Annotated in this window: 14 protein-coding genes; 13 read left to right on the top strand and 1 reads right to left on the bottom strand. The window is 53.8% G+C overall.

The window, feature by feature from the left end; translation table 11 throughout:
* The 7 genes from VLH40_01415 to VLH40_01385 all read left to right on the top strand — a co-directional run.
* A partial coding sequence (locus VLH40_01415) for a GntR family transcriptional regulator (GenBank protein HSV30667.1) occupies window positions 1-765 on the top strand: 765 nt, incomplete at its 5' end.
* A 745-nt stretch (window positions 766-1,510) separates the two neighbouring features.
* Complete coding sequence (locus VLH40_01410) at window positions 1,511-2,536, top strand: Gfo/Idh/MocA family oxidoreductase (protein ID HSV30666.1); 1,026 nt, start codon at window positions 1,511-1,513, stop codon at window positions 2,534-2,536.
* A gap of 3 nt (window positions 2,537-2,539) precedes the next feature.
* On the top strand, window positions 2,540-4,063 hold the full coding sequence (locus VLH40_01405) for an FGGY family carbohydrate kinase (GenBank protein ID HSV30665.1): 1,524 nt from the start codon (window positions 2,540-2,542) through the stop codon (window positions 4,061-4,063).
* A 12-nt stretch (window positions 4,064-4,075) separates the two neighbouring features.
* Window positions 4,076-5,101 carry an alcohol dehydrogenase catalytic domain-containing protein gene (locus tag VLH40_01400; protein HSV30664.1) on the top strand — a complete coding sequence of 342 codons (1,026 nt, stop codon included), beginning with the start codon at window positions 4,076-4,078 and terminating at the stop codon, window positions 5,099-5,101.
* Window positions 5,102-5,171: 70 nt separating this feature from the next.
* The gene (locus VLH40_01395) at window positions 5,172-5,735 is read left to right on the top strand and encodes a glucose-6-phosphate isomerase family protein (GenBank protein HSV30663.1); all 564 of its coding nucleotides are present in this window, start codon (window positions 5,172-5,174) and stop codon (window positions 5,733-5,735) included.
* A gap of 16 nt (window positions 5,736-5,751) precedes the next feature.
* Window positions 5,752-6,702: a hypothetical protein gene (locus tag VLH40_01390; GenBank protein HSV30662.1), complete on the top strand. Its 951-nt coding sequence runs from the start codon at window positions 5,752-5,754 to the stop codon at window positions 6,700-6,702.
* 69 nt (window positions 6,703-6,771) lie between these two features.
* A complete protein-coding gene (locus tag VLH40_01385) occupies window positions 6,772-7,566 on the top strand; it encodes an SDR family oxidoreductase (GenBank protein HSV30661.1) in 795 nt (264 codons plus the stop codon).
* A 24-nt stretch (window positions 7,567-7,590) separates the two neighbouring features.
* Here VLH40_01385 and xylB read toward each other — a convergent pair whose 3' ends face one another.
* Window positions 7,591-9,081, bottom strand: coding sequence for a xylulokinase (gene xylB, locus VLH40_01380; protein HSV30660.1), 1,491 nt, complete (start codon window positions 9,079-9,081; stop codon window positions 7,591-7,593).
* 314 nt (window positions 9,082-9,395) lie between these two features.
* Between xylB and VLH40_01375 the strand changes: the two genes are divergently transcribed.
* The 6 genes from VLH40_01375 to pyrE form a co-directional block, all read left to right on the top strand.
* The gene (locus tag VLH40_01375) at window positions 9,396-10,319 is read left to right on the top strand and encodes an aspartate carbamoyltransferase catalytic subunit (protein ID HSV30659.1); all 924 of its coding nucleotides are present in this window, start codon (window positions 9,396-9,398) and stop codon (window positions 10,317-10,319) included.
* A 3-nt stretch (window positions 10,320-10,322) separates the two neighbouring features.
* Entirely contained in the window at window positions 10,323-11,624 is a 1,302-nt protein-coding gene (locus VLH40_01370; protein ID HSV30658.1) for a dihydroorotase, read from the top strand.
* The gene (pyrF, locus tag VLH40_01365; protein ID HSV30657.1) at window positions 11,621-12,547 is read left to right on the top strand and encodes an orotidine-5'-phosphate decarboxylase; all 927 of its coding nucleotides are present in this window, start codon (window positions 11,621-11,623) and stop codon (window positions 12,545-12,547) included. The genes VLH40_01370 and pyrF overlap by 4 nt, the downstream gene beginning before the upstream one ends.
* A gap of 1 nt (window position 12,548) precedes the next feature.
* Window positions 12,549-13,346, top strand: coding sequence for a hypothetical protein (locus VLH40_01360; protein ID HSV30656.1), 798 nt, complete (start codon window positions 12,549-12,551; stop codon window positions 13,344-13,346).
* The gene (locus tag VLH40_01355; protein HSV30655.1) at window positions 13,337-14,242 is read left to right on the top strand and encodes a dihydroorotate dehydrogenase; all 906 of its coding nucleotides are present in this window, start codon (window positions 13,337-13,339) and stop codon (window positions 14,240-14,242) included. The genes VLH40_01360 and VLH40_01355 overlap by 10 nt, the downstream gene beginning before the upstream one ends.
* A 4-nt stretch (window positions 14,243-14,246) precedes the next feature.
* Window positions 14,247-14,648: orotate phosphoribosyltransferase (gene pyrE, locus VLH40_01350; GenBank protein HSV30654.1), on the top strand; the 402-nt coding region annotated here is incomplete at its 3' end.

Raw genomic sequence — 14,648 nt, 5'->3', positions numbered from 1 at the left:
AGGCCACCCTTGATCACCCTTGACCGCCGGGTCCCGATACCCCTGTACTACCAGCTCAAGGAGTTGCTCCGCCGGGACATTGAGTCCGGCGAGTACCAGCCGGGAGACACCCTGCCCTCTGAGCGGACCCTCTCTGAACGGTACCTGATCAGTCGTCCCACCGTCCGACAGGCCATCCGGGAATTGGTCTACGAGGGGTTGCTCGAGCGGGAGAAGGGACGAGGAACCTTCATCGCCCGCCCCAAGATCAACTATGGCTTCATCCAGCAGTTTGTCACCTTCTACGACGACATGGCCCAGAAGGGGTTTCTCCTCAAGACCAGAGTGCTCCGCCAGGAAGAGGAACCGGCCTCCCGTCCCCTGGCTGCCCTCCTGGACGTCCCGGAGGGAGAACCCCTGGCGGTCATCGAGCGGATCCGCTTCCTGGAAGACGCCCCCATCGTGAAAGTGACCAACCACCTCCCCCTGAAGCTCTGCCCGGATCTCCTCACCGCCGACCTCACCGACCGCTCCCTCTACCGGTTTATCGGTGAGCGTTACCGACTCCACCCTCATCGGGCAGCCATCACCCTGGAAGCCATCGTGGCCGATGCCCTGGACGCCGAACTTCTCCAGGTCCCGGAAGGCGCCCCCCTCTTACTCATGAAAAACACCACCTTCACCACCGACGGTATTCCCATGGACTATTTCCAGTCCCGCTTTCGGGGTGACCGGGGGAAAGTGAAGGTGGAAGTGTTCGAGAGTAATAATTTGCGCGTTCCCTGATATGGCAATCAAGGGGCGAATTAAAACCCTTTACACCGAGACAGCGGAGGCTGTTCCAGTTGATCGGAACTTGTGGGAATACATCCTTTACCATTGCTGTCCAAAACAAATCGAAATCAGGTTATTCGGCCCTTAGTTACGCTCTTTTGACGGGCTCATGTGCTGACTTGGATATTCCGAAACTGGGGATGGGGTCTTGTGGGGACCGTTCCGCTCCTTCCCGAGTTTGCGGTGGGTTAACTTCTTCCTCCCTTTATGGAGGAAATGGTAGTACCCCGTCCGCGTGTTGCGCAGTCGGGTCGAACAGACTTAAAAGACTTTCTGATAGAGTTCCCCGGGCCGGTGTTCGTTGACCTAAGTCAAGGTGGAGCGCTGGAAGCGCCTTTGACTCCAGGTGTTTACGTTTGTACGGGCCGATGGCCAGTCTTTCGCGGACCTCTCGGAGGGAATGCACCTGGTGAGCGGGCAAGAGAGCCTGGCCACGAATTGGTCCCTTGGGAGAAATTCTTGGTTCTCCATTCCGATCCGGCGTCCTGGACCAGCCGGTGGGAACCGTATTTGTTGAATGTCTGTAGAATCTGGGCGCAGGCTCTCTACTGATTCATGGGAGACCTCCTTTTGGTTTTTTTTGGTATGATGTAGCTACCATCAATCTGCCTGAGGGAGGTCTTCCTTTTGACAGATGTAGTTTCGGGAAAAGTTATTTTGGAAAGAGTGAGATAAACCAATAAAAGGAGGCATTTATTTGAAGCCGATACGCTTTGCCTTGGTTGGTGCGGGACGAGCGGGCATGGTGCATGCCCGGAACCTGGTTGGCTATATTCCCGAAGGGGAATTGGCGGCGATTGTGGACGTGAATCGGGAAACGGCGGAAAATTCAGCCCGGGAAGTGGGAATCGACCGGGTTTACCAGGACCTCGAGGAGTGTTTGAAAAAAGAAACGCTGGACGCTATCTGTATCGGCTCTCTCACCTTCACTCACCGGGAAATTGTGGAAAAGGCGTCGACAGCAGGACTGCACATCTTTTCCGAAAAGCCTCTGGCCCAAAACCGGAAGGAAGCGGAAGCGATCCTTCAGGTGGTGAAAAAAGCCGGGGTGAAATTCCAGATCGGATTCATGCGCCGTTATGACCCGGCGATGCAGGAAGCCCAGCGAATGATCGCAAAAGGAGCGATTGGCGATCTCGTGGTCATCAAATCCACCGGGCGGGGCCCCGGCCTGCCGCCGCCCTGGATCTGGGACCGACAGAAAAGCGGGGGAATGTTCGCCGAAGTGTCCGCGCACGATATCGATGCCGTGCTCTGGTTTGCCGGGAAAAAGCCGGAAAGAATTTATATGGAAGCGGGAAATTATAAATCACCTCAAGCCCGTAAAGACTTTCCCGATTTTTATGACCACTATGTGGTGACCATTGCCTTTCAGGATGGACCAATGGGAGCGATCGACGGAGGTTGCCCGGTCGGGTATGCCTATGATGCCAGGATGGAGATTCTGGGTACTGAGGGAATGATCCGAATCGGAGAAACAGAGACGACTGGCCCGGTCCTGATGACTCTCGATAAAAAAGCGGTGCGTGACAATCATGCCAGTTGGCGCTTCCGGTTCAAGGAAGGCTACCTGGAAGAACTGAAGGCCTTTATCGACTGTATTCGTAACGACCAGGAACCGATCCCAAGTATACTGGATGGGTTCCGAGCCGTGAAAGTGGTGGAATACGCTCACCGGTCCCTGGCCCAGCAATCGCCGATCCGCATCGAAGAGGAGTGGTGAAAAGTGACTTGTTTTATCGGGTGTGATCTGGGGACCACTTCGACAAAAACTGGACTGTTTGACGAAAACGGAAAGCTCCTCGCTTTTTCCGCCCAGGAGTCCCGGCTTATCTATGGAAAAGACGGGAGTGTGACTCAAGATCCCTATGAAATGCTTGAATCGGTGGTCAAGGGGATTCGTGACGTTTTGGAGCAAAGCGGTGTGAAACCGGCAGAGGTCGCGGCGGTGGCTCTCGATGGTCAAATGGCGGGGATTATGGGAGTAACCAACGAGGGGGAGCCGGCCACTCCCTATGATTCCTGGTTGGATATTCGATCGGCCCGCTATGCGGATTTGATGAAGGAGAAGAGTGAAGAACTGATTATCCGTCGGTCTGGGATGGGACCCAGCGTCAACCACGGACCGAAAATTCTCTGGTGGAAAACGGAACATCCGGACGTGTACCGGAGCATCGCCCGGTTTACCGTCCCGGCCGACTGGGTGGTCCAGAAATTAGCGAATCTGTCCGGAGAAGAAACCTATATCGACTATACGTATATTCACTTTTCGTGCTTTGCCGACTTGGTCCACAAGCAGTGGGACGAGGAACTCATCGGGTTGTTCGGCCTGGAGGTCGATAAATTTCCCCGGATTGTCGAACCCTGGACGGTGGTCGGCCGGTTGGGTTATGATGGTGCGGCGAAAACCGGCTTACTGCCGGGTACACCCCTGGCGGCTGGTTGTGGTGACCAGGCGGCCAACGTTCTGGGTGCGGGGGTAGTGGAAGAGGGGGTGGCCTTTGACGTAGCCGGCACCGCCTCATGTTTTTGCCTCAATGTCAAGGACTATGCCCCCGATATCCTCCATAAAACATTGCTCGTTCCTCGCTCGGTTATTCCCGGGTTTTTTTACCCCATGGCCTACATCAACGGTGGTGGGTTGGACCTGGAATGGGCGAAAAACGAGTTGTTCCGGGATCTGGCCGACCAGCCGGACGCTTTCGTTCGGATTACTGCAGAGGTGGAAAAAGCTGTTCCTGAGCCAGCGGGTGTGGTTTTTGTCCCCCACCTGCGGGGTCGTAACTGTCCGACTCAACCGGCGATGCGGGGCGTGTTTGCCGGGTTCAGCTGGGACCACTCCCGGGAACACCTGTTCCGGGCGATCCTGGAGGGTATTTCCTTCGAGTACTCTTTTTACCTGAAGATTATCAAGGAATTGATACCGCAGGTAAAATTTCACGAGGTTCGGGTCATTGGCGGAGGATCGAAGTCTTCCCTGTGGAACCAGATCAAGGCCAGTATTTTGGGCGTTCCGTATGCGGTGCTCAACCGCCGGGAATGCGCCGTATGGGGCGCGGCGATGGTCGCCGGACATGCGGCGGGAGCCTTTCCGGATCTCCCGGCAAAATCCGCCGGGTCAGTCGAAATCGTTGAACGATTTACACCCTCGGAAAAACTTAGCCAGGCGTATGCTCCCTACCTTTCCTATTATTTGGAAACGATGGAACGAATGGGAGAAGTCTTCACCAAACATCAGTCTTTGCTTTAAAAAGGAGCGTGTATGATGAAAGCAGCAGTATTTTCCTACCCTCCCCACGTAGATATACGAGATGTGGAGACGCCGCAGCCGGCCAGAGGGGAAGTAGTCGTTGAAATTCAAGCCGCCGCTTTATGTGGAACGGATTTGCGTATTGCCCGCAATGGTCATGGAACCATCGGAGACGGCGAAACCAGAATACTGGGTCACGAGGTGGTAGGGACCATTTATGAAGTGGGAGACGAAGTGGAAAACCTCGTTCCAGGACTCAATGTGGCCGTGGCTCCGAATTTTGGGTGTGGCCGCTGCCGGTACTGTGCGGCGGGAAACACCAACCATTGTTCGGAGAATAAGGCCCTGGGCATTACCTATGACGGCGGCTTTGCCCGCTATATGCGGGTCCCTGAACGGGCGGTCCGCCAGGGTAACGTTTTTCCCCTGCCGGAGGAAGCGGATTTTGTGACCCTGTCCTTTGTGGAAGCGCTGGCTTGCGTGGTGCACGGATTTCTCCCCCTCCAGGTAGGGATGCAAGACCGGGTTTTGATTTATGGAGCTGGACCGATTGGCCTGATGTTCATGGAATTGTCGTTTCTACGGGGGGCAGGTGAAGTGTGGTTGGCCGACCTCAGCCCCGAGCGTTTACAGACTGCCCGGGAAAAAGGAGCGGGGATCATCCCGGTCAGGGAGCAACCGGTGAAGGAAGTCATCCCTGAAGCCGATGTGATCGTTGTGGCTGCACCCTCTCCACAGGCTCAGAAAGAAGCAATTGAAATGGCCTCCCTCTTTGCCCGGGTCAATTATTTTGGTGGTCTACCGCCCCAGGTCAAAGAAGTTCCGTTACCCAGCAACCTCATTCACTATAAGGAAATGGTGGTGACCGGAACAACCCGTTCCAATAATGTTCATTTCCGGACGGCCCTGGACTTGATGCTATCCGGAAAAATCGACCTGTCGTACCTCGCCAGCCACGTTTTACCCCTGGAAGACATCGGAACAGGTCTGTCGTTGATGGAAAAACAGGAATCTTTGAAGGTAGTCCTCAAGCCTTGAATCAGATGAGTTTTCAGTTGAGACTAAATAAACAGTTGAAGATGATTGGAAAAAAGAAAGGATGATAATTATGAAACCGTTTAACGTAGTGATCGATCTTGCTACTGGAGATTTGGCTCCTGGTCGGAAGATAATTCGGAAGATGAGTGATGTGAAGAACATGTTTTTTGACACGGAAGCCGCTGAAAGATTGATAGAGAAGGGTAATCCACTGGTGTATGAGGTCATCTACGCCGATGTTCCGGAAGAGATCGGTCAACTTGGTCACTGCACCACGATCATCCATCCGGGCAAAGTCGGCCGGGAATATTTTCTCACCAAGGGACACTTCCATGAAAACCTGGGGACCGCTGAAATCTATTTCTGCCTGGCTGGCCAGGGAAAATTGATCATGGAATCCACCGACGGTGAGTGGGAAATCCTGGATATGTTTCCCGGTTCGTCGTCCTACATTCCCCCCTACTGGTCGCACAGGACCATGAACACCGGAAAAGGGCCCTTGGTTTTTTTCTGTATTTTCCCCGGTGACGCTGGTCATGATTACGCTACCATAGAAGAAAAGGGATACCCCAAGCTGGTAGTGGAAGAAAACGGCCGGACTACCGTAGTCGATAACCCGAAGCGGAAAGCATGAAAGGAGGATAAAGCCGTTGAACCTACCTGAAAAAGCTACCCAATCCACCATGTACTTTCTCGGGGTGACCACCGCGAAGTCCTCGATCATGAAAGTGTTTCCCCGTTGGGCCGAGGCGTTGGGACTGCACGGTGCCGTGTTGAAAGGTATCGATATCGCCATTCATGCACCCATAGAAGATTACCGGCAGGTAGTCGATTTTATCAAACACGACCCACAGTCGCTGGGCGCCCTAGTCACCACACATAAAATCGATCTCTATAATGCTACGCTGGATCAATTCGAATATCACGATCCCTATGCCCGGTTGTTCGGTGAACTCTCTTCGATCTCCAAGCGCAATGGTGAACTGAGGGGCCACGCCAAAGATCCGATATCCAGCGGATTGTCCATGGAAGCCTTCATTCCCCGGAACTTCTGGGCCAAGCATGGTGGGGAACTTTTCATCATGGGAGCCGGGGGAAGCGCCCGGGCGATCGCTGCCTATCTCTTTGCCCCAGAGAAAGAAGCGAACATGCCGACCAAGCTTTATGCAGCTAATCGGAGCACCCCTCGTCTTGAAGATATGCGGGACATTATGCGTCAGATCAACCCGAATATCGCTGCAGAATATATTCATTGCCCGGAGGCATCGGTGAATGACCAGATATTGGGCTCGCTCAAACCATATTCCCTGGTGGTCAACGCGACCGGACTGGGGAAGGATCGACCCGGCTCACCCTTGACCGATGGGGCTGTATTTCCGGAACATAGCTTAGCGTGGGAGATCAATTACCGGGGTGACCTTCTGTTCATGCACCAGGCTCTCCGTCAACAAAAAGCAAAAAATCTTCACGTGGAAGACGGCTGGATCTACTTCATCCATGGTTGGACACAGGTGATCGCCGAAGTGTTTGACACCAAGATCGACGAGGAAACATTCAACCGGCTTGAGCATATCGCCAACGAAGTCCAACAGGGAAATTGAAGAGAGTCAGCCCGGGAGTTGAATTAACCCATCACTGGGTACCGCATTTATGAGGGAGGATGCATTCTTATGGAACTCGGCTTAAAAGGAAAAGTGGCGGTCATCACCGGGGGGAGTGTGGGAATCGGTCTTGGTCTTGCCCACGGTTTTGCCCGGGAAGGAGCGCATGTGGCGCTTTGTGCGCGAAGCCGGGAACGCCTGGAGGAGGCGGGCCGGGACCTCGAAAAAACGTATGCGGTAAAATGCCTCAGGGCCGAGGTGGATGTGACGGTTCCCGAAGCTATCGACCGGTTCCTGGGTGCGGTGGAAGCCGAGTTTGATGGTGCAGATATATTGATCAATAATGCCGGGACCGGGAGTGCGGAGAAAATTATGGACGCTCCTGATGAAAAATGGCAAAAATTCTGGGATTTGCATGTTATGGCTGCGGTTCGAATGTCCCGGGGCGTTGTGCCCATGATGCGTAAACGGGGGTCCGGGGTTATTATCAACAATGCCTCAATCTGTGCCCGTCAGCCGTTGGACTATGAACCGATTTATAACGTGACCAAAGCCGCCCTGGTGATGTTTTCCAAATGCCTGGCCAATGAGTTGGTCAATGACCATATCCGGGTGAACTGTGTCAGTCCCGGATTGATTATGACTCCTGACTGGCGAAAAACCGCAACCATTCTCAGTAAGGATCTTAATATCACTCCGGACGAATACCTGGACAGAACCGCCCGGAAATACGCACCAATCGGGCGGTTTGGTACGACTGAAGAACTGTCTGATTTCTTACTGTTTTTGTGTTCGCCTCGGGCGAGCTATTGTGTCGGATCCAACTATTATGTCGATGGCGGTTGGTTGAGTGTTACGGTGTAAGCGATCAACTCCCCCCATTTCGAATCAGGCGTTATGGGGAAACAGCGGCTTTATCAGAGAATACGCTTTCTGGAATTTCCGATGGTTTTCTGCATAGAGGGTTTTCCACGATTCCACCGGCTCAACCGGTTCGTCATATCGAATGAGCCGTTCCGCCGCAACTTCTGCGGAGGGAAAAAGGCCGGTTCCGAGCATGGCCAAAATTGCCGCACCGGTTGCGGTTTCTTCCCGCGCTCGAGAAGAGATAAGCGGCCGGTCGAGGAGAGAGCTCATAATCCGCTTCCAAAGAGGACTATGGGCTCCGCCTCCGGCAAACACCACTCGTTCTAGGGACACTCCAAGTCCGGCAAAAATGTCTACCGAGTCTTTCAGAGCAAACCCGACGCCTTCCATAATCGCGCGGATCAAATCTGAACGCCGGTGAGTCAAGTGCAGATTCAAAAAAGCCCCTCGGGCCTTTGGGTCGTTATGCGGGGTACGCTCACCGATTAAATAGGGAAGAAATAGCAATCCCTGACAACCGGCTTCGGCTTCCGAAGCTTCTCGGTCCAAATCGCCGATCTCGAAGGGATGTTCGCTGCGGTCTAAAACCGATCTTTTTATCCAGCTCAAGGACAGTCCGGCGGAAAGATGGGCTCCTAGTAAGTACCACAACCCCCCTACCGCATGGCAAAAAGTGTGGATACGCAAGTGTGGATCGACCAGGGGTGAGGTGATAGGTGAAAAAACCTGGCCTCCTGTCCCGATGGTGATCAGGAGATCGCCCGGTCGAACGATCCCGTTTCCCAGGGCAGCACAAGGCTGGTCTCCGGCCCCGGCCACGAGTCGGCAGGGTCCTTCCAAACCCAGTTCTTTCCGGATCGGGGAAACCACCTCTCCGATAACTTGCGTAGGCTTATAAAGGGGAGGGAATAGTGAGGGAGAGAGTTCGAGTGCTTCCAGGATGCGTTCTGACCAGATCTGTCGGTTGATGTCAAACAGTAGGGTATCCGAGGCGTCGGCGATATCGGTCGAAGGAGCGAGGCCCATCTTGATCTTCAGGTAATCTTTGGGAAGGACCACCCGATGGATCAGACGAAACGTCTCTGGCTGGTGGTTTTTCATCCAGAGGAGCGAGACAGCCATAAAGCCGGTAAAAATGTCGCTTCCCGCGATTTCGGCTAGACGATCCCCGACTCTTCTTCGCATTTCCAAAACTTCAGTCCCGCTGCGCTGATCACACCAAATAATGGAGGAGCGCAGTGGCCGGTTACGCTCATCGAGCATGACCGTTCCGTGCATTTGACCGGAAAGACCGATAGCTTCGATGCTCTTGTCTTTCAGGGAAAACATGACTTCCCTGGTGGCTTCACGGGTCTTATCCCACCAGGTTTCCGGTTCCTGTTCGGCAAAACCGGTTTGCGGAGTGAGAATCGGGTATTCACGGCTGGCTTTGGAGAGCAGAACGCCTTCCTCGTTCAAGGCGAGCACCTTGACACTTTGGGTTCCAAGGTCGATACCCAAGTATTGTTTCATAAATCCTCACTCCTTTACAGTTCCTAACTTTATTTCCCTCTTATTAACCTCTATCGGACCTATCCAAGTGTAACATTGATTCTACTGCAATAAGTAATTTTGCTGCAAAATCAACATTTTTTCCATCGGAGAAACTAACCGATTCAACGTCGGCGAATGAGAAAAAGTCCGTTGACACCAATGCCAGCTCCGGTTATTCTAAAAGAGGGTTTTCCATGATGAAGATTTATAGTGGTTCTCCAGATTAATAAATCATGATCCATCTTTCCCGGGGCGGGAAGATGGATTTTTTTTTGAAGGGGGGTAGTTGCTGCGTGAACTGGGCACACCGCCATTTATTGGGTATCGGGCACCTGAGGCGGGAGGATATTTTTTTTCTTCTCGAACGGGCCGGACAGTATCGTGATTCCCTGGATGAATCTCCGAAGCAAAAACCGATACTTGCGGGATATTCCATGGTTAACTTTTTCCTGGAAGCGAGTACCAGAACTCGTCTTTCCTTCGAAATGGCTGGCAGGCTCCTGGGAATGGATGTATTGAGTTTTTCTGGAAACGCCAGCAGTCTGGAAAAAGGCGAAAGCTTTCGGGATACGGTCCGGACCCTGTCCCGCATGAAATTCGACGTTTTGGTGGTTCGCCATCAGTCCAGCGGTATTCCCGAATATCTGAGCGACTTCCTGCCCCAGCATATTGTGAATGCCGGTGACGGATTACGGGAACACCCCACCCAGGCTCTACTTGACCTATTGACGATTCAGCGGGCGTTCGGGGATTTTTCCGGAATTACGGTGGTGATTATCGGTGACCTTCTGCATAGCCGGGTGGCCCGTTCCCTGATCAAAGGATTGACCATGCTTGATTGTTCTGTCTTGGTCAGTGGACCGCCGACACTGGTCCCTCAAGTCGTTGAATCAATGGGAGCGAGGGTGGTTTTTCCGGTTGAAGAGGCTCTGAGAAAAGCCGATGTGGTCTATTTACTGCGGGTTCAGAAAGAGAGACAGGAAGCCGGATATTTTCCCAGTAACCGGGAATATGAGTACTTTTTCGGACTGAATGCCCGGCATTGGGATATGGTGAGCGAGCGGGCTTATATCATGCATCCGGGACCGGTCAACCGTGGGGTGGAGATTGCTTCGGAATTGGTGGAGTGCTCCCGTTCCCTAATCGAGGAACAAATTACCTGTGGATTGGCGGTACGGATGGCGGTCCTGGAAACCCTGATCCGGCAAGGGAGGTAGTCTGTGACTGACCGATTGCTTATCCAAAATGGAACATTGGTACAACCTTCCAGCGGAACCCTGCGCGAGGCAGATGTTCTGATCAAGGGCGGGGTCATTGCCCGAATCGACCGGGGAATCTTTGATCCGTCGGCCCAGTGCATCGATGCGGCTGGTCTTCTGGTCGGGCCGGGTTTCATTAATTTGCATGTTCATTTTCGCGACCTCGAGGAAGCCCATAAAGAAAACCTTCTCAGCGGATCCCGGGCCGCTGTCAAAGGCGGCTTCACTTCCGTTGTCTGCATGCCCAATACCCGTCCTCCCCTGGATACCCCGGTAATGATTCGTTCCCTGCTGGAGAGAAACCGCGCAATCGGCCTTATCAACCTCTATCCCACTGCAGCGGTTACGACCGGACTGAATGGATTGACCATGACTGAATACGGACTCCTGAAAGAGGCCGGTGCGGTGGCTCTAAGCGACGACGGGTGTTGCGTGCTCGACGCGGCGCTACTTAGCCGCGCCTTCCAGTATGCTTCGTATTTTGGACTGCCGTTTATCCTTCATGAAGAGGACACGCTCCTTGCCGGGGAAGGGCAAGTTCATCCGGGAGAAACGGCCTTTGTTAAAGGTCTGCGGGGCATCCCGTTAACCGCTGAAGAGTCGATCCTGGCCAGGGACTTGGTTCTGTGTTTACGGAGTGGGGCCAGAGTTCATTTTACTCATCTGTCCACTGATTTGAGTGTGGATTTGATCCGCTGGTTTCGGGGAAAAAAGGCCCGGATCAGCGCCGATGTCACCCCCCATCACCTTCTCCTGCACGAAGAGGACGTTGGCACCCTAGGAAATCTGGCCAAGGTGAAGCCGCCTTTACGCCGCTTGTCGGACATCGAGGCTTTGAAAGAAGGAATTCACGATGGGACGATCGAGTATTTGGCAAGCGATCACGCACCCCATGCTCTTGCCGACAAGGAGGGGGATTTTTCCCGCGCCGCTTTTGGAATATCCAATCTCGATGTCGCGGTTCCCCTCTATGTGAAAGCCCTGGTAGACGAGGGAGTGGTCGATTGGATACAATTATGGCGGCTCATGAGTGCCAATCCCGCCGCTTTTTTGGGTTTGAGAAAGAAAGGGGCACTGGAGGAAGGTATGGATGCCGATCTTACCGTGGTCGATCCGGATACAGAATGGGAGGTAAAGGTCGACCGTTTTGAGTCGAAGGGAAGAAATTGCCCCTTTGACGGATGGCCCCTACGGGGCTGGCCGGTGTATACGGTCATCGGTGGGCGCTTGATGATGAGTAAGAGGAGTCTACCTGACCAATGAATTTCGCCGACCGGGTATGCGCAGTCGTTGATACGCAAGGTCCTTTGGTGGTCGGATTGGATCCCCACCTCTCGTTGATGCCTCGGTTTCTAATGGAAAAAGACTCCGGAGAACGGGCGGACACCTTTGAAAAAATCTCCTCCGCGGTGCTCGACGGAAACCGTATTGTGCTGAGAGCCTTACGGGACATTGCCGGTATCGTAAAAATTCAAATGGCCCTTTATGAGATGCTCGGACTGCCGGGACTGTCCACCTTGGTCGAGACTTGCCGGGAAGCCCGGGAAATGGAATATCTGGTGATTCTCGATGGAAAACGAAACGACATCTCATCGACCGCCCGGGGATATGCTACCGGATATCTATCCTCGGTCAGTGTGTTTGATGATCTGAAGATTCCCTCTTTCTGGCAGGTGGATGCCATGACTGTCAATCCCTACCTCGGCGAGGACGGTCTGCTTCCCTTCTTTGACGAAGCGTCCCGTTCGGAGAAGGGCGTGTTTGTACTCTGCCGGACGTCAAACCCTTCCGCTTCCTTTGTCCAGGATGAGGGAAAAGGGGAAAAACTATTTTTCAAGGTGGCGAACCTGGTTGAAGAGCTAGGAAAACCCCTGGTGGGAGAACGGGGTTTGAGCTCGGCCGGTATCGTGGTAGGCGCGACCTATCCGGCCGACTTGAAAGATTTACGGAAACGACACCCCTCCCTGCTTTTTCTAGTGCCCGGTATCGGGGCTCAGCAAGGCGATCTGGAGGCCTTGCGCTTTGCTTTCCGGGAGGACAGACAGGGAGTACTGGTCAACGTATCCCGAGACATCCTCTATGCCTACCGGGAAAGCGGTGATCGGTATGGTCAGGATTTCGGTGAAAAAGCCCGCATCCGGGCCCGGGAATACCAGGACCGTCTTTTGGCTCTGGGGAGACGATGAGATGAATGGATCGAACCTGGGTGAGGCCAATGCCATCATCGTGGGAAAAAAAATCCTCGGGAACAGGTTTGTGGAACTCACCATCCATGAGGAGTCGATCGCCCATTCCGCCCGCCCCGGTCAATTTGTCATGGTCGGGACCGGGGACGGATACGATCCGCTTCTAAAAAGACCTTTGGGTGTTTTTCGAGTTTTCGGAGACCATTTCTCGCTCCTGTTTGAAATCGTAGGCCGGGGAACCGATAGGCTCGGGAAAGCCAAGATCGGGGACTGCCTTTCTGTCCTTGGTCCACTGGGAAAAGGCTTTACCCTGGGCGCCAGGGAGGCCTGGCTCCTTGCCGGAGGCCGGGGCCTGGTTCCCCTGTTCTTTTTGGCAGTGACCTTACAGGAACAGAATACCCCCTTTTCTATCTTTTTCGGGGTACAGGCGCGGGAAGAGCTGGTTCTGGCCGACTATCTCCGGTCTTTCCCCGGGTCGTTTTCCGTCACCTGCGAGGAGGCAACTCAGAGCCATGCCTGTGGAACAGTTTTAGATCTTTTTCAGGCCGAAAGAAATGGGAAGCCAGTGCCACCGGGCGTCTGGGTCTATGCCTGTGGTCCGGAGGGTTTATATCAGGCTATGCAAAATTCCGGATTGTTCCAGACCCTGCCGGTAGAGGTGTCTCTCGAGGCCCGAATGGGTTGTGGTTTCGGTGTCTGTCTGAGTTGCGCCATTCCCAAGAGCGACGGTGAGAACTTCCATCACGTCTGTTCCGATGGTCCGGTTTTTGAGTTATCCGAGGTCTTTCGATGGACCTGACTACCCGTCTGGGACCTTTGGAACTTCGTAATCCAATCGTTTTGGCCTCGGGAACCGCCGGGTACGGTCGGGATTTAGCCGAATGGATCGATCTGGAGCGGATCGGTGCTTTGACGGTCAAGGGTTTGAGTCTTTTCCCGTGTCCCGGGAACCCTCCTCCTCGTCTCCACGAAACTTACGCCGGGATTATGAATTCCATCGGGCTGGAAAACAAAGGTCTGCACCGTTTTCTCGCCGAAGATCTCCCCTTTCTTGAGGGTATCTCCACCAGAGTCATTGTCAACATCTGGGGAAGGACCTCCACAGAGTACATCCGGCTGGCTGCGTCTTTGAACCGGTTATCCCGGGTTGATGCGGTAGAGGTGAATGTTTCCTGCCCAAATATCGAAAAAGGGGGGATCAGTTATTCAGCGGATCGCTCCCAGCTTGTGAGCCTCGTCGAGGATATACGCCGGGTTCTCGACAAACCGATGATCGTTAAACTCGGACCGGGTACTGCAGAACTCAGGCAATCCGTCAGGGACCTGCAAAAGGCCGATGTGGACATCCTCAGCCTGACGAATACCTTTCCGGCCGTGGCGGTTGACCTGAAGGAAAAAAAGACGGTTTTCCCCCGGCGCATGGCCGGACTCTCCGGTCCTGCCATCAAACCGCTGGCTCTGTGGCTCCTTGATGAAGTCCGGTATTCGTGTGATCTTCCTATCATCGGGATGGGAGGCATCATGCGGGCTGAAGACGCCGTTGAGTTTCTTCTGCTGGGGGCCCGGGCTGTTGGTGTGGGAACCGCGACTTTGCTTGATCCCCGGGCATCGATCCGCATCCTGGAAGGACTCCAGGCGTATATTCGGGAGAATGGTTTGCATGGCGTTGATGATATTATCGGAAAAGCGAGGTGACAGCATGACGGAAGGAGACGTATTGGAAATTTTTCGGAAAGCAGGGGCGTTTCTCGAAGGCCATTTCCTGCTTACCTCCGGATTGCATAGCCCGGTTTACGTGGAAAAATTCAAACTGCTGCAATATCCGCGCTATGTCGATCTCTTGGCTGGGGAAATGATCCGAAAGTGTGAAGCCGGGTCCATCGACGTTGTCGTCGGACCGGCGGTTGGCGGAATTATCCTGGCCTATGAGGTGGCCCGGAAACTGGGTGTGCGTATGGCTTTTACCGAACGGGAAGACGGCCGGATGCGTTTTCGCCGGGATTTTACGCTGTCCAAAAATGACCGGATCCTGATCGTGGAAGATGTCGTGACCACCGGCGGATCCCTGGAAGAACTGCTCTTGAGTGTCGAAGAAATCGGT

Source organism: Atribacteraceae bacterium (genome assembly GCA_035477455.1).
GTDB lineage: Bacteria > Atribacterota > Atribacteria > Atribacterales > Atribacteraceae > DATIKP01.
The sequence above is the reverse complement of the archived record's forward strand: the minus strand, read 5'-3'. Positions and strand labels throughout refer to the sequence as shown.